We start from the raw sequence: 18,136 nt of genomic DNA on the forward strand, positions 1-18,136 counted from the left end.
GATGATCTGCCTTCCCCACCACTCGCCCCGCGACCTGCCCTTTACCGTCGATCACACCGCCCTGCTGCTGGTGGACATGCAACGGGCCTGGCTCGAGCCGCAGTTCGACCCGCACTTGCAGGTGCCGGACGCCGAGTACTTCCTCCAGCGCACCCGCGAGCAGGTGATTCCCAACCAGCAGCAGCTCCTGGCGGCCATGCGCGGCGCCCGGCAGAACGTGCTGCACACCCTTATCGAAAGCCTGACCGCCGATGGCCGCGACCGCTCGCTGGACCACAAGCTGTCGGACATGCACCTGCCCAAGGGCAGCCCGCAGGCGGCGATCATCGCTCCGCTGGCGGCGCAGGAGAACGAAATCGTCCTGCCCAAGACCTCGTCCGGGGTCTTCAACTCGACCAACATCGACTACGTGCTGCGCAACCTGCAGACCCGCCACCTGATCGTCGCCGGCATCGTCACCGACCAGTGCGTCGACATGGCCGTGCGCGACGCCGCCGACCGCGGCTACCTGGTGACCCTGGTGGAAGACGCCTGCGCCACCTACACCGAGGCCCGGCACCAGGCCTGCCTGAATGCGATCAAGGGTTACTGCTGGATCACCGACACCCAGACCGTGCTCGGCCGCCTGCGGGAGATGCAGGCATGAGCCGGAACTCCGAGCCGTTGACGCCAGTGGCCATGACCACCCTGCTGACCACCGACCTGATCGGCGTCAGCCGTGGCCGTTCGTTCCCCAGCGACGAACTGGAGCGTTACGCCAGCGCCGGCTGCGGCTGGGTGCCGGCCAACAGCGCGTTGACCCCGCAAGACATCATCGCCGAGCCCAACCCCTGGGGCGCCCGTGGCGACCTGCGGCTGATCCCCGACCTGGCCAGCCGGGTGCAGGTCGGCAACGGCCCGGACGCCAGCGCCGCGCCGCTGGACTTCATCCACGCCGACATCTGCGAGACCGACGGCCGGCCCTGGGCGGCTTGCCCGCGCACCCTGCTACGCAACGAGGTGCAGCGCTACGCCAGCGAGCTGGGGCTGCAGGTCAACGCCGCCTTCGAGCATGAATTCAACCTGCACGGCGCCAGCGCGCAGCCGGAGCGCCTGGCCTTCTCCCTGCAGGCCCAGCGCCAGGGCGCCGAGTTCGGTGGCTGGCTGCTCAGCGCCTTGCGCGCCGCGGGCGTCGAGCCGGAAATGTTCCTCCCCGAATACGGCAAGCACCAATACGAAATCACCTGCCGGCCGACCCTGGGCGTAGCCGCCGCCGACCGCGCGGTGAACGTGCGCGAAGTCACCCGCGAGATCGCCAGGCAGCTCGGCCAGGGCCTGAGCTTCGCGCCCAAGACCGCGGAGCACGCGGTGTGCAATGGCGTGCACCTGCACCTGAGCCTGCAAGACCTGGACGGCAGCCCGGTGCTGTATGAGCAAGGGCGAGCCAACGACCTGTCGTCCCTCGGCCAGCACTGGGCGGCCGGGGTACTCAAATACCTGCCGGCGCTTTGCGCCTTTACCGCGCCCACGCCGATTTCCTACGCACGCTTGCAGCCCCATCACTGGAGCGCCTCCTACGCTTGCCTGGGCCAGCGCAACCGCGAAGCCTCGCTGCGCATCTGCCCCACCGTGAGCATCGGCGGCAAGCCGCTGGCGCCGCAGTACAACCTGGAATTTCGCGCGCTGGACGCCACCGCCTCGCCGCACCTGGCCATGGCCGTGGTGCTGATCGCCGGGCGCCTGGGCATCCAGCAGAAGCTGGCGCTGCGCGCCGTGACCGATGAAGTGCCCGACGAGCTGAGCGCCGAACTGCGCGAGCGTTGCGGCATCGTCGCCCTTCCGGCCTCGTTGCCGCAGGCACTGGACTGCCTGCGCAACTGCGAGGAGCTGCTGCAAGCCTTGCCCGCCCCGCTGCTGGAAACCTACCTCGCCGTCAAGAACAAGGAAGTGGAACTGACTGAGCACCTGACCCCTGCCCAACTCTGTGAACACTATGCACACCTGTACTGAAACCGCTGAACTGGGGCTCTATACCCGGCCGGCCTACCGGTTGCTGCGCGAAGACTCCGCGCATCCGCTGATCCTGGTCTGCGAGCACGCCAGCCGGTATATCCCGGCGGCGCTCAACGACCTCGGCCTGGACCCGCAAGCGGCGCGCGAACATATCGCCTGGGACCCCGGCGCCCTGGAGCTGGCGGAAAACCTGGCGCAGACCCTTGGCGCCAGCTTGCTGACGGCCAATTATTCGCGGCTGTTGATTGACCTCAACCGTCCGTGCCAGGCCCACGACAGCATTCCGCTGCAGAGCGAGATCTACCAGATCCCGGGCAACCAGCACCTCGACGAGGCCACCCGCGAGTACCGCCGCAAGCAGTTGTTCAGGCCCTTTCATGCACGCCTGAGCGCGCTGATCGATGCGCGCCTGGCCGCGGGCCGGCCGGTGCGGGTGGTGGGCATCCACAGTTTTACCCCGCTCTATTACGGCCAGCGCCGCACGCTGGAAATGGGCGTGCTGTTCGACCGCGCCGAGGGTTATGCGCGGCACCTGCTGGAAGGCATGGCGGTGCACGACGTAAAGATCGCCGGCAACGAGCCCTACAAGGTCGATGCCTTGAGCGACATGACGGTGCCGGCGCACGGTGATGCCCGCGGGCTGGATTCGGTATTGATCGAGGTGCGCAACGACCTGTTGCGGACCCCGCAAGCCATCCAGTGCTGGACGGATTACCTGGCACCGCTGCTGTAATCGCCGGAGGTCATGAACGGTGGTAATGAATGCGTGTAATCAACAATTGAACAAAGGCTGAGAGCCAGCCCCGAGTTGTCGTTGTAAAAAGCTGTTTGCTGTACCGGTATAACAACTATAAGAAACCGCCGTGGCGTGTCTTTAAACCTGCCAGGTTCAAATACATTGCCTGCCCCGGTCGTCCTTCGACACCGTGACAGGCACCCGCCCCCCTTTGGCTGACAAGGAGAACCTCTTCATGGAGATTGAAGAATTCGGCTACAAACAGGAACTCAAGCGCGGCCTGACGCTGCGCGACCTGGTGGTCTACGGGATGATTTTCATGATCCCCATCGCCCCGTTCGGGGTCTACGGCTATGTAAACCAGGAAGCACCGGGCATGGTGCCGCTGGCCTACATCATCGGCATGCTGGCGATGATCTTCACCGCCCTGAGCTACGGCAGCATGGCCCGCGCCTTTCCCATTGCCGGCTCGGTCTATTCCTACGCCCAGCGCGGGCTCAACCCCCATGTCGGGTTCATCGCCGGCTGGCTGATGCTGCTCGACTACCTGCTGATACCGCCGCTGCTCTACGTCTACGCGGCCATGGCGCTGAACCACCTGTACCCGGACATTCCCAAGGTCGGCTTCATCCTCGCGTTCCTGGTCAGCGCCACCTTCGTCAACCTGCGCGGCATCACCTTCACCGCGCGGATGAACATCGTGTTTCTGCTGGCGCAGCTGGTGGTGCTGGGGATTTTCCTGTTCTATGCCTGGAACGCCCTGCACGGCGGCGCCGGTAACGGCCAGCTGACCCTGGCGCCGCTGTACAGCCCGGAGAAATTCCACTTCGGCATGCTGATGCAGGGCGTGTCGATCGCGGTGCTGTCGTTCCTCGGCTTCGATGCCATCTCGACCCTGGCCGAAGAGGTCAAGAGCGAGCCGGGCAAGAGCGTCGGCCGCGCCGCGCTGATCACCTTGCTGGTGATGGGCGCGATCTTCGTGGCGCAGACCTGGATCGCCACCGACCTGGCCGCCGGCATGGGCTTCAAGTCGGCGGACACGGCCTTCTACGAGATCGCCGAAATCGCCGGCGGCAGCTGGCTGGCCACCCTGACCGCGGTGGCTACCGCACTGGCCTGGGGCGTGGCGGTGGCCATCACCTCGCAAGCGGCGGTTTCGCGGCTGCTGTTCGGCATGGCCCGCGACGGCAAGCTGCCGAAGATCCTCGCCAAGGTCCACCCCAGGCACAACACGCCGCACATCAGCATCTACCTGGTGGCGGTGCTGTCGCTGCTGATCTGCTACCTGTTCATCAACTCGGTGGACACCCTCACCTCCCTGGTGAATTTCGGCGCCCTGAGCGGCTTCATGCTGTTGCACCTGACCGTGATCAATCACTACTGGCGCCGCAACAAATCGACCCAGGTGCTGCGTCACCTGATTTGCCCGGTGGTGGGCTTCCTAATCGTCTGCGCGATCATGTACAACATGGGGGTCGATGCGCAGAAGCTCGGTTGCATCTGGATTGCCATCGGCCTGGTCTACCTGTTCTTCCTCAACAAGCTGGGCGCCAACACGGCGCTGGCCGAACCTCTTTAATCGATACCCCCGGCCGCCGGAGCACCATGAAGGTGCCCCGGCGAACCCGAGCGGGCGCCGCCAGGTGCCTGCGGGCCATCGCCCGTCTTCGCGGGCCGTGGCAGTAATGCGTGGAAACCGACAGTGATAGTCAGGTTTGGCGCCAGGGCCTTTTGGCCAGGCGTCGATCATTTTGATACAGGAGTACGTCCATGCTGGTCTTACGCCCAGTTGCGCCAGACGATTTGCCGGAGTTGCAACGCCTGGCCCGTGAAAGCCTGGTGGGGGTGACCTCCCTGCCGGACGACCGACAGCACCTTTTGGACAAGATTCTCGACTCCTGCGCCTCGTTCGCCGCCAGCGTGCAGGCGCCGGGGCCGGAGAACTATTTTTTTGTCTTGCACGACCAGGCCCGCGACCAGTTGCGCGGCTGTTCGGAAATCCTCGCCATGGCCGGGTATCGCACGCCCTTCTACAGCCTGCGCAACCGCCCCTTCATCAGCAACTCGCGGGAGCTGAACGTGCAGCATGGCGTGCCGACCCTGTCGCTGTGCCAGGACCTGAGCAACCACAGCCTGCTGCGCGGCTTTCACATCGACGCCGACCTGGTCGGCAGCCCCGTGGCGGAACTGCTCTCCAGGGCTCGCCTGCTGTTCATCGCCGCCCATGGGTCGCGCTTTGCCGACACCAGCATCACCGAGATCGTCGGCTACAGCAGCGACGACGGCCACTCGCCGTTCTGGGATGCCCTGGGCAAGCACTTCTTCGATTTGCCCTATGTCGAGGCCGAGCGCCTGTGCGGCCTGCAAAGCCGCAGTTTCCTCGCCGACCTGATGCCGCAGTACCCGATCTACATCCCGATGCTGCCCAAGGCCGCCCAGGACTGCATCGGCCAGGTCCACCCGCAGGGCCGCGAGGCCTACGAGATCCTGCTGCGCGAGGGGTTCGAAGCCAACCACTATGTCGACCTGTTCGACGGCGGCCCGACGCTGTACGCCCGCCATAGCGGCATTCGCTCCATTCGCCACAGCCTGCTGGCCAAGGCCAGCCCGGGCGGCCAGCAGAGCGGCAACGGCCGGGCCTGGCTGGCCAGCAACGAACGGCTGGGGCAATACCGCGCCGCCCTGGTACATCTGGACGAGGCGCCGGGAGACCGGGTCGAGCTCGACGCCCAGACACTCCAGGCCCTGCACCTGCTACCCGGCGACCCGGTAAGGCTGGTAGCCCTATGACCCTGGGATACATTTGCATTCGCGGCCTGAACAGGCGTGCAGAAGGAGTTGCATCATGATCGTTCGCCCGGTCCGCGTGACCGACCTGCCCGCCCTGATGGCCCTGGCCCAGCGCGCGGGCCTGGGGCTGACCAGCCTGCCAGCCAACCAGGAACGCCTGACCCATCGCATCCGCTGGGCCCAGCGCACCTTCGCCGAACAGGTGGAACGGGCCGACGCCGACTACCTGTTCGTGCTCGAGGACGACGACCTGCAAGTGATCGGCATCAGTGCCCTGACCGGCGCGGTCGGCCTGCGCGAACCTTGGTACAGCTACCGGGTCGGCATGACCGTCAATTCGGCGCCGACCCTGGGGATCCGGCGGCAGATCCCGACCTTGTTCCTGAACAATGAAATGACCGGCCAATCGGAACTCTGCTCGCTGTTCCTGCGCCCCGACCAACGCCGCGAAACCAACGGCCGCCTGCTGTCCCTGGCGCGCCTGCTGTTCGTTGCCGAGTTCCCGCATTTGTTCGGCGACAAGCTGATCGCCGAGTTGCGCGGCAAAGGCGACGAGAATGGCTGCTCGCCGTTCTGGAACAGCCTGGGCCGGCATTTCTTGCAGATGGATTTCGTCCAGGCCGACCACCTCTCCAGCCTCGGCCACAAACCCTTTATCGCCGAACTGCTGCCGCGCCAGCCGCTGTACACCTGCCTGCTCAGCGAGCCGGCCCAGGCCGCGATCGGCCAGGCGCACGAAAACGCCGAGGCGGCGCTGGCCATCCTGCGCCACGAAGGTTTTGCCTATCAGGGGCATATCGACATCTTCGACGGCGGGCCGGTGATCGAGGCCGAGCTGGGGCAAGTCCGCGCAGTACGCGAAAGCCAGGTGCTGCCGTTGCTGGTCGGCACCCCGGACGACGACGCGCCCATCTGGCTGATCCACAACCGCCGGCTGGAAAGCTGCCGCGTCACCAGCGCCCGTGGCCGCCTGGTGTCCGGCTGCCTGCTGGTCGATCGCCTCAGCGCCAAGCGCCTGCAAGTGCAGCCCGGCGACCTGGTGCGCACCGTGCCGCTGCTGGCCACCCAGGCCAAGGCCGCGGCGGCCTGAAAACACCGCGTTGAGCATGGCGCTGGCTGATGCCCGAGCAGCGCCAAGGCGCCCTGTCGCATCACCGCTTTATTCGAGCTTGAATCCGTCATCCAGCGGCACCCGGTAACCATTGGCCAGGCGATTGGTTTCATTGGCCATGCCGACCACCGCCTGCAATTCGCCGAACATCGCATCGGTCATCCCCGCCTTGCGCGCCGCGGCGGTATGCGAAGCGATGCAATACGGGCAGTTGTTGGTGACGCTGACCGCCACGTAGATCAGTTCCTTGGTCAAGGGGTCGAGCGCCCCCGGGGCCATGATTTCCTTGAGGCTCTCCCAGATACGCTGCAAGGTCGGCGGATGGGCCGCCAGGCATTTCCAGAAATTGTTCACCTGCTCGACCTGGCGGGTGCGCATGATGTCGTCGAACACCGCCCGCACTGGCGGGCTGGCGTCACAGTATTCGGTGAGGTGGTTGCTGCTCATGGATGGCTCCGCTTGGGGGACGAGGCTTTCGAGTATAGGCAGGGGCAGCGAAGGTGCCTGCGCCGCCGTCTTCGCGGGCAAGCCTCGCTCCTACGATGCGCGGCTGTAGCCGCTGCCGAAGGCTGCGATCGGCCCCGAAGGGACGCGGCGATCTCAAGACCCATGAAGGCCCTGCGGGCCTTGTCGCAGCCTCGCGGGCTCGGCAGCGGCTACAGGTGATAGCAGTCTTCGCGGGCAAGCCTCGCTCCTACGATGCGCGGCTGTAGCCGCTGCCGAAGGCTGCGATCGGCCCGCAGGGACGCAGCGATCTCAAGCCCCATGAAGGCCCTTCGGGCCTTGTCGCAGCCTCGTGGGCTCGGCAGCGGCTACAGGTGATGGCAGTCTTCGCGGGCAAGCCTCGCTCCTACGATGCGCGGCTGTAGCCGCTGCCGAAGGCTGCGATCGGCCCGCAGGGACGCAGCGATCTCAAGCCCCATGAAGGCCCTTCGGGCCTTGTCGCAGCCTCGTGGGCTCGGCAGCGGCTACAGGTGATGGCAGTCTTCGCGGGCAAGCCTCGCTCCTACGATGCGCGGCTGTAGCCGCTGCCGAAGGCTGCGATCGGCCCCGAAGGGGACGCGGCGATCTCGAGACCCATGAAGGCCCTTCGGGCCTTGTCGCAGCCTCGCGGGCTCGGCAGCGGCTACAGGTGATGGCCGTTGGAATGCGGATCAGGGCTTGGCCGACAGTTCCATGATCATCCGCGCCAGCAGGTAGATGCGTGGCGCCACGCTGTCGACTTCGGCGTATTCCTCGGCGGTGTGGATGTTGCCGCCGACGATGCCGAAGCCGTCCAGGGTTGGCGTACCGACGCCGGCCGACAGGCTGGAATCCGCCGCGCCGCCGCTGCCTTCGATGGTCAGCTTGCGCCCCAGCTCGCCGTAGATGCCCTGGGCCATGGCCACCAGCGCGTCGGACTTCTCGGTCTGCGGCATTGGCGGCAGGCCGCGCTGCAAGGTGGTCTTGACCTCGGTGTCGGCGATCAGCTTGTTGGCCGAGACCCGCGCCAGGTCCTTCTCGATGCGGTCGAACTCCTCCGGCACCGCCGCCCGCACATCGGCCTTGGCGGTGGCCTGGTCGGGAATCACATTGGTGCGGTCGCCGGCCTTGAGCACAGTGAAGTTGATGGTGGTTTTCTTCTCTTCGTCCCCCAGCTTGCCCAGTTGCAGGATCTGGTGCGCCGCCTCCATCGCCGCATTGCGCCCCAGCTCCGGCGCGACGCCGGCGTGAGCGGCCTTACCCTTGACCTCCACCAGCGCCGTGGCGCTGCCCTTGCGCCACACCACCAGGCCATCGGCCGGGCGCCCCGGCTCCAGGTTGAGGGTCACGTCATGGGCCTTGGCGGTTTTCTTGATCAGCTCGGTGGCGATCTCCGAGCCGGTTTCCTCGCTGGCATCGAGCAGGAACGTGATTTGCGCATAGTCCTTGAACTTGAGGTTATCCAGGACCTTCAGCGCATAGATCCCGGCGACGATGCCGCCCTTGTCGTCCATTACCCCCGGCCCGTAGGCGCGACCGTCCTGGATGCGGAACGGCCGCTCGGCCGCGGTGCCTTCCTTGAACACCGTGTCCATGTGCGCCATCAGCAAGATTTTGGCCTTGCCGGTGCCCTTGAGGGTGGCCAGCACATGGCTGCCGCCGGCGCTGCCATTGGGGACTTTTTCAATGCGGGCGCCGAGCTTTTCCAACTCGGCGATGGCGATGTCGCTCACCTGGTTCAGCCCCGTCTCGTAGCCGGAGCCCGAGTCGATGTTCACCAGGCGCTCCAGCAATTTCAGGGCATCGCCCTGGTAGTGCTGCGCATCGTTGTGGACTTGCGGGTGGGGTGTGGCGAAGGCCTGGGGAGCCAGCAGGCCAAGGGCGAGGGTCAGGCCGATACGGGCGGCCAGCAACGAGCGAGGAGAGGTTTGCGTCATGAATCGATCCTTGTTTCGTGTCGGAAGGTGCTCGCCCACCCTACCTGACAAATTCGCCCCTCTCCATGCTGGCGCAATGCAGCGCGGCCGGCCTCATAGTGAGTTGAGCAGGCGCCTGGGAGAACGGCCGCCGCGCCGGTAGCTGACCTTGTTGCGGCCGGAGGATTTGGCCTCGTACAAGGCCTGGTCGGCATCGTTCAACCAGTCCAGGGCATCACCATGTTCCGGCGAATAGGCGGCCAGGCCGATGCTCAGGCTGACCTGCAACGCCGGGTTCTGTTCATAGCCCAGCCCGCCGAAACGGCAACGCAAGGCCTCCATCAGCTCCGCCGCGTGCTCCAGCGGCACATCCGGCAGGATCACGCAGAATTCGTCGCCGCCGTAACGCCCGGCCTGGTCGCTGATGCGCAGGTTCTGCTTGAGCAGCTTGCTCAACTGGCGCAACACAATGTCGCCGGCGACATGGCCGTAGGTGTCGTTGATGGCCTTGAAATGGTCGATGTCGATCAGCGCGATGGCCCCGCCCTGGTTGGGGTTCGCCGCCTGGCGCCGGCAACGCTGGAATTCGATTTCCAGCTGGTCCTTCCAGGCCCCGTGGTTGAGCAGGCCCGACAGGCTGTCGGTGCGGCTCAGGGCCAGCAACTCGCGCTTGTGCAGGGCCAGCACATTGGCCTGCCGGTAGCAGATATACCCCAGGGCCAGCGGATACAGGGTCAGCATCGGCAGGCAGGCATAGAGTTGCACCGCGCTGGTCTGGGGCACGAAGCCGACGCCGAACAGCAGCAGCGCGACCGCGATCCCCAGCACTTGCGCCAGGCAGCCCGCGAGAAAAAAGCGCACGCCGCCCAGGGCGATATTGTTCATCGCCATCAACGACAAGGTGGTGGTGGTCGGCAGCGGGTTGAAATGCATGGCCGCGACCCAGAACCCGCCGAGAAAGGCGTCCATCAGCAGGTTCCGGTGCTCGCCGCAGAACGGCACGCGCGCGCGGCGTGCCCACTGGTACGCCAGGTGCGGCCAGATGAACGCGTTGAACAGCATGAACGCCCAGACCCAGGGCGACGGGTGCAGCGGGTACATGCCCGCCGCCACGCAGAGAAACCCGAGGGCCAGCCCCAGAATCCGCGATTTGTACAGCCTCCTGGCCAGTGAAAGTCCCTTTCCTCCGTTGTGCGGCGTCAAGGCCAAGTCGCCTCCGTTGAACGGTACGCAGTCATCGAATGCGGTCGTTTTGGAAGTCTATCAGCGCGCCGTCAAATAGCCATCACCGCTCAGCCCCCGAATATCGCGGCGGATCTCCACACAGGCGGAAATCGCCCGGACATTCTCCCCCGCCCCCCCGGCCAGCAAGCCGCCAACCCGCCACCGGCCTTCCGGGCGCGGCGCTGTGGCCTGCATTCATTTGCAGAATGAAGTCCGGAAGAAACTTCGTTTGTCAGCAGCGCCCCGCGCCGACCAGAATCAGGCCCAGCCAACACCGCTACCCTCCCAACACCGCTACCCTCTTTGTCTCACTGCACCGGGAACCCTTGTTTATGAGCCAGCAGAGTTTCGTCAGCCCAGACCTGATCCGCCAGCGTTTTTCACGGGCGATGTCGGACATGTACCGCGAAGAGGTGCCGCTGTACGGCGCCCTGATGGAACTGGTGGCCCAGGTCAACGCCCAGGTCCTGGGCAGCGACCCGAAGATCGCCCGGCAACTGCGCAGCACCGGCGAGATCCAGCGCCTGGACCTGGAGCGCCACGGCGCCATTCGCGTCGGCACCGCCACGGAACTGGCGACCCTGGGCCGCCTGTTCGCGGTGATGGGCATGCAGCCGGTGGGTTATTACGACCTCACCCCGGCCGGCGTGCCGGTGCATTCCACGGCCTTTCGCGCGGTGCATGAAAGCGCCCTGCAGGTCAGCCCGTTCCGGGTCTTCACCTCGCTGCTGCGCCTGGAACTGATCGACAACCCGTCACTGCGCGACTTCGCCGAAGCGGTGCTGGCCCGCCGGACCATCTTCACCCCGCGCGCCCTGGCCCTGATCGAACAGGCCGAAACCCGGGGCGGTCTCGACGACCGCGGCGCCGACGAATTCGTCGAGCAGGCCCTGGAGACCTTCCGCTGGCACCACCACGCCACGGTCACGGCGGCGCAGTACCAGCAACTGAGCGCCCAGCACCGGCTGATCGCCGACGTGGTGGCGTTCAAGGGGCCGCACATCAACCACCTGACGCCGCGCACCCTGGACATCGACCAGGTGCAGGCGCTGATGCCGGCCCACGGCATCACGCCCAAGGCGGTGATCGAAGGCCCGCCACGCCGCGAATGCCCGATCCTCTTGCGCCAGACCAGCTTCAAGGCGCTGGAGGAAGCCGTGGCCTTTGCCGACCAGCCCGACAGCCGCGGCAGCCACAGCGCGCGCTTCGGCGAGATCGAACAGCGCGGCGCCGCCCTCACCCCCAAGGGCCGGGCACTGTACGACCAGTTGTTGAACGCCGCGCGCGACGCCCTGGGGGACTTCCCTAACGAAGCCAATGCCGAGCGTTACAACAGCTTGATGGCCGAGCACTTCCGCGCCTTCCCCGACAACCACGAAGCGATGCGTGAACAGGGCCTGGCCTACTTCCGCTACTTCGTCAGCGAGCAGGGCCTGGCCGCGCGCCAGCAGGCGGGTCGGCCGACGACCCTGGAGGCTCTGCTCCGCGCCGGGCATGTACGCGCCGAGCCGCTGGTGTACGAGGATTTCCTGCCGGTCAGCGCCGCCGGGATCTTCCAATCCAACCTCGGCGACGATGCGCAAAGCCACTACGCCAGCCACTCCAACCGGCAGGCTTTCGAGCAGGCCCTGGGGCGCCCGACCATCGATGAACTGCGGCTGTATGCCGACACTCAACAGCGCTCGCTGCACGAATGCGCCACGGCGCTGGGCCTGCCGACGCTCTGATCGGCCTTGCCCGGCATCGGCCAGCACGGCCGATGCCGGGCTTTCCCGCCCCCCACCCCCAGGCAATAGCGACAAGGTGTTGCAACAACCCTGTTCGACAACATGCCGATACCAAACAGCCCGCCTCGCCCACGCCTCTGCTGCTTACCTTCCATGACACCTGCAAGGGCGCCGTCAGTCGCCTGAAGGGTTAATGCACCTTTTAATATTGTCTCTATATGGATACAGTCACTCATGGATTACGAGATCCTGCAGACGACCGCCTTTGCCCAATGGCACACCACGCTACGGGACCTGCGCGCCAGGATAGCCATCGCTCGGCGTATCGAGCGAGCTTCGGCGGGCAACCTTGGGGATGTGAAAAACCTGGGCGGCGGCCTCTCGGAAATGCGCGTGAATATGGGCGCCGGCTACCGCATCTATTTCACGCTTCGCGGCAATACGCTGATCGTCCTGCTGCTGGGCGGCGACAAGTCCACCCAGCCTGCCGATATCTGCCAGGCCCGTTACCTGGCCAAGGAGTTCTGACATGTCCAACACACTGCTTGCCTTCGACATCGCCACCCTGCTCGACAACGACCAGGCGATCAGCGAATACCTGTCCCAGGTCCTGGCCGACGGCGACACCGATGAGCTGATCCGCGCCCTGGGCCATGTCGCCCGGGCCCGCGGCATGACGCAAATCGCCAAGACCACCGGCCAGGGCCGGGCCAGCCTCTACAAGGCCTTTGCCCCGGGCGCCAAGCCGCGCTTCGACACCGTGGTCAAGGTCATGCGCGCGCTAGGCCTGCAGCTGTGCACCACCGTGCCCCGAAGCTGAAGCGCAGGCGGCGCGAAACATACCGGGCAAGGTGCGGGGGGTGATCGAGAGTCTGGCGGGGGAAGGAAACCGGCGTTGCCGACAACCGCTGATGCCAGGTTGCGGGGGCGTTAGAGGATATTGCGCAAAAGGCCGGGAGGAACCCCGAAGAGGGTGTTCGCCCAGTGCTCTGGCCTGGCAATCCATGCACCGGTAAAGAGCCCTTGCACCGGGCGAACGAGAACTATTTTAATCGAACGACTAAAGAAAGTCCGTGCACATATTCTGAAGAATTCTGAACACAAAGCTCGCGGAAAATTTTTCATTTCGCTCACCTTCGTTCAATTCCTTTCAAGGCCTGCCCCGAGATCCGGCGCGCCGGCCGCCACAACGACCGACGCGCACCTCTCTCAACTTTCGTGCTGCGTCGTAACTTGCAACACATCGGTATAGGTCACCACCACGCTCTGGCCGACCTTGAGCTCTTTGAGCCGCGCCTGGACTTCAGGTTTCTCCACGTCCAGGACCTTCTTGTTGCCCGCCGGCCCCTGGAAGGTCAGCTGGTTTTTCTTCAAGTCGATGCCGATGATCTTCAACTGCACCTGGACCTGGCGATAGGCTTCGCCGCCCGGGTTGGGATTGTCCTTGCTGGCGCGGATCACCCCGGTGCGCTCGGCGGAACCCGGCAGGCCCTTATCCACATTGGTGTCCAGCACCGCGACGACCGCGTGGGTGACGCGCACATTGACCTGGTCGCCGACCTTCAGTTTCCCGAGGTTCTTGGCCTGGTCGCTCAGTTGCACATGCACCGGTTGGCCCTGGGCGCCTTCCAGCACCACGCGATGGTTGGGGGCATCCACGGAGAGCACCTTGGTCACCAGTTCATCGGCCTCCACCGTGCCGGCCAACGGAATGTCGGCGGCAGAGGCATGGAGGCTGGCGGCAGACAACAAAGTGGCCAAGGCAACGGCCCTGGCCAGTGAGTGAAGCGGCTTCATAGACGTCATCCTTGTAATGAAAGACAAGACCCGCGCCCGGCAAAGGTGCGGTGCCGCTTGAGCATAGACGCCGCCAGCAACCGCGTCGGCAACTTCGGGCGTTTTGTTGCGCGCCGTCAAGTTCAGTAACCGGTCATTTCCAGGTAACCGCTGCCGGCATGGCTGCCGCTCAGGTGCACCGGCCCTTCCCAATAGGGAATGCGCAGGTTCATCCAGGCCTTGGGGTTGAGCGCCTCGGCCTGCACATCCAGGCCGTGGCCGGGGATGCGCAGGCGCCAGCGGGTGGGCAGCGTGCGCCCCGCCACTTGCGAGTCCTCCAGCGGGGTGAGCTGGATATCGTCCTTGTGCAAGGTTTGCGTGCGGCCGCCGGGGTCGATCCAGGTGCCGGTGATATAGGGCGGCCGCTTGTCTTCGCGCACGCGGAACAGCATCAGCCGCTCGCCGCTGTCCAGGTGCAGCGAGAACCAGTCCCAGCCACTCTGCCCGGCCGCCAGGGGCTGGCTGCTCCACTCGCGGTCGAGCCAGGCCGGGCCGCTGACCTCATAGGTCTGGCCGTCGATCCGCAGGCTGCCGCTGGCCTGGAAAAACGGCTGGCTGTAGTAATAGGACGCCTGGCCCAGCTCGGACTTGCGGCTATAGCCCGCCTCGCCCTGCAACACCAGGGGCTTGTCGCTGCGCAGCTGCAAGCGGTAGGCGAACCCCGGGCCGCTGGCCTGCAACTGCATGCGGGCCAGGGGGTCGGCAGTGGCGTCGGCTTCGGCGGACTGGCTGCTGAAACTCCAGTCGTCGATCCAGGCCTTGAACGGCTGCACGGTCACCCCAGCCTGCCCCACCCCGCCCCGGGCATAACGCTCGGCGGCGTGGTGGGCGGTGGCCGAAGTCGCGGCGGCGTGGCCCAGCCAGATATAGGGTGCCTGCCAGCCGGGTTGGTCGGGCTCGGCGCGCAAGGCGCTGCGAAACAGCGTCCACTGCACGCCGAAGCGCTGGCCGTCGCTGGCCTTGAGGTCCGCCGTGAGGTACCACCACTCGATGCGAAAACCGTCGTGGGCGCCGTGGTCGGCCGGGAAACTGAACACCCGCCCCGGCACCACCTGGGTGAACGCCGCGGCGTCCTCGCCCAGGCCGGCGAAACCTTGCGCCGGCTCGTCGGCTGGGTCGCAACCGCCCAGCAGCAAGACCAGCAACAGGCCAAGCAGGCGCTCAATCTTCATGGGCGAAAGTCCTGAGCAAATCCGTCGGCTGGCTGCGATACAGCCGCAGCAACGGCCAGGCCGAAGCCAGCAAGGTGGCGAGCATCGCCAAGGCCAACAGTTGCAGCAATTGCAGCGGGAACACCCGCAACGGCAAGCGCCAGCCAAACGCCTGGACATTGATCACCGTGTCCAGGCACCAGGCCAGGGCGATGCCCAGCGGCACCGCCAGGATCAACGTCAGCAAGGCCAGCAGCCAGGTCTGCCCGAGGTTCAGCAGCATCAACTGGCGCCGGCTCACCCCCAGCGCCCACAGCGGTGCAAGCTGGCCCAGGCGGCTTTGGCTCTGGGTCAGCAGGCTGATAAACAGCGCCACGCCGGCCACCCCCAGGGTCAGGCTGTTGAGCGCGGCGGTGGCGGCGAAGGTGCGTTCGAACACCTGGCTGGACCAGCCCTTGAGCTGCGCCTGCTCGACAATGCGGCTGTCGTCGAGGTCAAAGCGCTGTTGCAAGGCGCTGACCAGCGGCGCCACGGCGGACGGCTCGATGCGCAGGTTGAAACGGTTCGGCGTCAGTTGCGGCCAGTGCGCCAGCAGGCGCTCTGCATTCACCAGCAGGTGGCCCCTGGGGTTGCCGTAGTCGGCGTAGATCGCCACCACTTGCGGCGCCCACTGCCCCACGGGCACGGGAATAGCCAGCCGGTCGCCCAGCCGCACCTTGAGCCGACGCGCCGTCTGCTCGCTGAGCATCAGCGTGTCGGCGCTGGCCAGCCGGGCCCAAGGCTCGTCCAGGGCCTCGAGCAATGGCCAGTGCTCGCGGTAATGGGCGTGGTCAATTACCCCGTGCAGGTCCACCGGCCAGCCTTGCAGTTGCAGCGCCACCTGCCAGTTGGGCAGCACCGCGGCAATCGCCGCTTGCTCGGGCAGCCAGCGTTGCAGCTGCCGCGCCTGGGCCGGGGTCTGCGGGTTGATGTACAGCTCGGCGCTCAGGCGTTGTTCCAGCCAATCGTCGAAGGTCTGGCGAAAGCCGGCGGTCATGCTGCCCGCGCCGATATTGGCGGCCAGCGCCAGCAGCAGCGCCATCAACGCCAGGCTCAAGGCCGGCAACTGCTGCCGGCAATCGGCGACGAACCACTGCCCGAGCACCGAGCGGCTGCGCCCGAGCAGCGCGCTGAGCAGCCCATTGAGCAACACCGGCAAGCCCAGGGCGGTGCCCAGCAGCAAGCCCGCCAGCAGCACAAAACCGCTGCCCAGGCTGTCGCCCCAGGCCCAGGCCGCGCCCGCCATCGCCGCCAGCACCGTCGCCACCCAGGCCTGGCGCCGCAGCCAGCGCGCGTATGCCTGGTGCCACGCCTGGGGGTCGGCCAGCGCCAGCAGCGGCAGGCGCGCCGCCCGCAACACACTGTTGGCGCCCGCCAGCAAGGCGCCGAGCAGGCTCAGGCCGATGCCGCTCAGCCACCAGCCCGGGCTCAGGCTCAACTGCCCCGCCACCTCCGCGCCATACAGGCCGCGCAGGCTGGCGGCGACATCGGGCAGCAGCACGCTGGCCAGCAGGTAACCGCTGAGCACCCCGGCCAGGCCGCCGAGCAAGGCCAGCACACCCAGCTCGACGCACAGGCAAACCACCAAAAGGCGCGCGCTGACCCCGCAGGCGCGCAGGGTGCGCAACAGGCCGCGACGCTGTTCCAGCGCCAGGCCGATGGCAGCGTGGACGATAAACAGGCCCACCAGGAACGACAAAAACCCCAGGGCATCCAGGTTCAGGTGAAAGCTCTTGGTCAGGCGCGCCAGGTCGTTTTCCTCGGCGCCGTGCTTGAGCACCAGCAGGCCCTTGAACTCATCGGGCAAGTGTGGCGCGCTGGCGGCGAAATCCGCCGGCAACAACAGGCGCGACAGCTGCTGCGGCAAGCCCAGCAGGGGCTGGGCAAAACCGATGTCCACCAGCAACAGCCCCGGGGCCATGTCCGCCTGGCTGTGCAGTGGTGGCAGCGGCTGGCCGCTCGCGGTCAACGGCCGATCGCCTTCGCGGTAGCCCAAAGCGTGCAGGGTTTGCGGGGCGATCCAGGTGCGGCCCGGCGGGGTGACGAATTCGAGCAGGCGCGCGGTGTCCAGCACCTGGCCGGCCACCGCGGCACCGGCCGGCAGCGACAGCGGTTCGATGCCCAGCAATTGCAGGCGCGGCTGTGCATGGCCCTTGAGCGTCAGCCGGCCTTGCACCACCGGCGACACCGGCCAGCCAGCCCGGCGCAGGCCGACGAAAACCTCCTGGGAAAACGCCGCGCCGTTGGCCGTGGCCAGGCTGGCCTGGGGCGCGCCGCCGATCAGCTGGCTGGCCTTGGCGTAACTGTCGCGCGCCTGGCTGTTGAGCGCCTGCACCCCGGTCAGCAGGCTGGTGGCCAGCCACAACCCGGTCAGCACGCTGAAAAACTGCACCGGGTGCCGCCGCCAATGGCTGAGCAGCGCCCGCAGGCCATGCCAGAAAACCCGCACCTCAGCGCCCGCCCGCATCAGCCAGGCGCCCGCCGTGCAGCAGCGCAATGCGCCCCAGGCGGCTGGCCACCCGCTGGCTGTGGGTGACCATCAACAGGCTGGTGGGGGTATCGGCCAGCAACTCCAGCAACAGCTGCAGCACATCGTCGCTGGTGGCTTCGTCGAGGCTGCCGGTGGGTTCGTCGGCCAGCAGCAGGCGCGGCTTGCCGGCCAGCGCACGGCCCAGGGCCACCCGCTGCTGCTGGCCGCCGGACAGCTGCTCCGGGTAACGCCGCAGCAAATCGCCCAGGCCCAGGCGCTCCACCAACTGCGCCTGCCAGCGCCCATCGAAACGCCCGGCCAGCCGCGCCTGGAACTCCAGGTTGTCGGCCACCCGCAGGCTGCCGATCAGGTTGAACTGCTGGAACACCAGCCCGACTTCGGTCCGCCGCCAGTTGGCCAACTGGTGCTCGTTCATCCGCTCCAGCTGCTGCTCGCCGATGCGGATGCTGCCGCCATCGACCCGGTCCAGGCCGGCGATCAAATGCAGCAACGTGCTCTTGCCACTGCCCGACTCGCCCATCAGCGCCAGGCTGCCGCCCTGCTCCAGGTGCAGGTCGACGCCCTGCAACACCGGCAGCGGGCCCTGGGGGGTGGGGTAGCTTTTGAAGACGCCTTGCGCGTGCAGCATGGGCGGGGGTGTCCAACGGAAGATGGGGTTCAA

16 protein-coding genes are annotated in these 18,136 nt (G+C 66.5%); 9 read left to right on the top strand and 7 right to left on the bottom strand.

Annotation, left to right across the window (positions count from 1 at the left end; genetic code table 11):
* The first annotated feature begins 1 nt into the window (after position 1).
* The 6 genes from BLV20_RS25465 to astA all read left to right on the top strand — a co-directional run bounded on the left by BLV20_RS25465 (position 2) and on the right by astA (position 6,608).
* A complete protein-coding gene (locus BLV20_RS25465; protein WP_092305180.1) occupies positions 2-646 on the top strand; it encodes a cysteine hydrolase family protein in 645 nt (214 codons plus the stop codon).
* Complete coding sequence (locus tag BLV20_RS25470) at positions 643-1,989, top strand: type I glutamate--ammonia ligase (RefSeq protein WP_092305181.1); 1,347 nt, start codon at positions 643-645, stop codon at positions 1,987-1,989. Before BLV20_RS25465 ends, BLV20_RS25470 begins: the two co-directional genes overlap by 4 nt.
* Positions 1,973-2,725 (top strand): N-formylglutamate amidohydrolase, encoded by a 753-nt coding sequence (locus tag BLV20_RS25475; protein ID WP_092305182.1) that lies wholly within the window; start codon positions 1,973-1,975, stop codon positions 2,723-2,725. Before BLV20_RS25470 ends, BLV20_RS25475 begins: the two co-directional genes overlap by 17 nt.
* A 238-nt stretch (positions 2,726-2,963) precedes the next feature.
* Entirely contained in the window at positions 2,964-4,307 is a 1,344-nt protein-coding gene (locus tag BLV20_RS25480) for an APC family permease (protein WP_092305183.1), read from the top strand.
* A 191-nt stretch (positions 4,308-4,498) separates the two neighbouring features.
* Complete coding sequence (locus tag BLV20_RS25485; protein WP_092305184.1) at positions 4,499-5,518, top strand: arginine N-succinyltransferase; 1,020 nt, start codon at positions 4,499-4,501, stop codon at positions 5,516-5,518.
* A 55-nt stretch (positions 5,519-5,573) separates the two neighbouring features.
* Positions 5,574-6,608 carry an arginine N-succinyltransferase gene (gene astA / locus BLV20_RS25490; RefSeq protein ID WP_092305185.1) on the top strand — a complete coding sequence of 345 codons (1,035 nt, stop codon included), beginning with the start codon at positions 5,574-5,576 and terminating at the stop codon, positions 6,606-6,608.
* Positions 6,609-6,677: 69 nt separating this feature from the next.
* Here the strand turns inward: astA and BLV20_RS25495 are convergent, their stop codons facing one another.
* From BLV20_RS25495 to BLV20_RS25505, 3 genes are all read right to left on the bottom strand, one after another.
* A complete protein-coding gene (locus BLV20_RS25495; RefSeq protein WP_092305186.1) occupies positions 6,678-7,076 on the bottom strand; it encodes a carboxymuconolactone decarboxylase family protein in 399 nt (132 codons plus the stop codon).
* Positions 7,077-7,783: 707 nt separating this feature from the next.
* Positions 7,784-9,028, bottom strand: coding sequence for a M20/M25/M40 family metallo-hydrolase (locus BLV20_RS25500; protein ID WP_092305187.1), 1,245 nt, complete (start codon positions 9,026-9,028; stop codon positions 7,784-7,786).
* A gap of 93 nt (positions 9,029-9,121) precedes the next feature.
* Positions 9,122-10,210, bottom strand: coding sequence for a diguanylate cyclase (locus BLV20_RS25505; protein ID WP_256577874.1), 1,089 nt, complete (start codon positions 10,208-10,210; stop codon positions 9,122-9,124).
* Between the two features lie 353 nt (positions 10,211-10,563).
* Between BLV20_RS25505 and BLV20_RS25510 the strand changes: the two genes are divergently transcribed.
* The 3 genes from BLV20_RS25510 (at position 10,564) to BLV20_RS25520 (ending at position 12,778) form a co-directional block, all read left to right on the top strand.
* The gene (locus BLV20_RS25510) at positions 10,564-11,958 is read left to right on the top strand and encodes a 2-oxoadipate dioxygenase/decarboxylase HglS (RefSeq protein WP_092305189.1); all 1,395 of its coding nucleotides are present in this window, start codon (positions 10,564-10,566) and stop codon (positions 11,956-11,958) included.
* Positions 11,959-12,192: 234 nt separating this feature from the next.
* Positions 12,193-12,486 (top strand): type II toxin-antitoxin system RelE/ParE family toxin, encoded by a 294-nt coding sequence (locus BLV20_RS25515; RefSeq protein WP_092305190.1) that lies wholly within the window; start codon positions 12,193-12,195, stop codon positions 12,484-12,486.
* A 1-nt stretch (position 12,487) separates the two neighbouring features.
* Entirely contained in the window at positions 12,488-12,778 is a 291-nt protein-coding gene (locus BLV20_RS25520) for an addiction module antidote protein (protein WP_092305191.1), read from the top strand.
* Between the two features lie 389 nt (positions 12,779-13,167).
* Here BLV20_RS25520 and BLV20_RS25525 read toward each other — a convergent pair whose 3' ends face one another.
* The 4 genes from BLV20_RS25525 to BLV20_RS25540 all read right to left on the bottom strand — a co-directional run bounded on the left by BLV20_RS25525 (position 13,168) and on the right by BLV20_RS25540 (position 18,103).
* Positions 13,168-13,755, bottom strand: coding sequence for a hypothetical protein (locus BLV20_RS25525; RefSeq protein ID WP_092305192.1), 588 nt, complete (start codon positions 13,753-13,755; stop codon positions 13,168-13,170).
* Positions 13,756-13,877: 122 nt separating this feature from the next.
* Positions 13,878-14,966 (bottom strand): lipocalin-like domain-containing protein, encoded by a 1,089-nt coding sequence (locus tag BLV20_RS25530; protein ID WP_092305193.1) that lies wholly within the window; start codon positions 14,964-14,966, stop codon positions 13,878-13,880.
* Positions 14,956-17,451, bottom strand: coding sequence for an ABC transporter permease (locus tag BLV20_RS25535; RefSeq protein ID WP_092305194.1), 2,496 nt, complete (start codon positions 17,449-17,451; stop codon positions 14,956-14,958). The genes BLV20_RS25530 and BLV20_RS25535 overlap by 11 nt, the downstream gene beginning before the upstream one ends.
* Positions 17,435-18,103 carry an ABC transporter ATP-binding protein gene (locus tag BLV20_RS25540; RefSeq protein WP_092305195.1) on the bottom strand — a complete coding sequence of 223 codons (669 nt, stop codon included), beginning with the start codon at positions 18,101-18,103 and terminating at the stop codon, positions 17,435-17,437. Before BLV20_RS25540 ends, BLV20_RS25535 begins: the two co-directional genes overlap by 17 nt.
* Positions 18,104-18,136: the final 33 nt, after the last annotated feature.

Origin of the sequence: Pseudomonas sp. NFIX28 (assembly GCF_900107395.1) — a bacterium.
In the GTDB taxonomy this organism is placed as follows: Bacteria; Pseudomonadota; Gammaproteobacteria; order Pseudomonadales; family Pseudomonadaceae; genus Aquipseudomonas.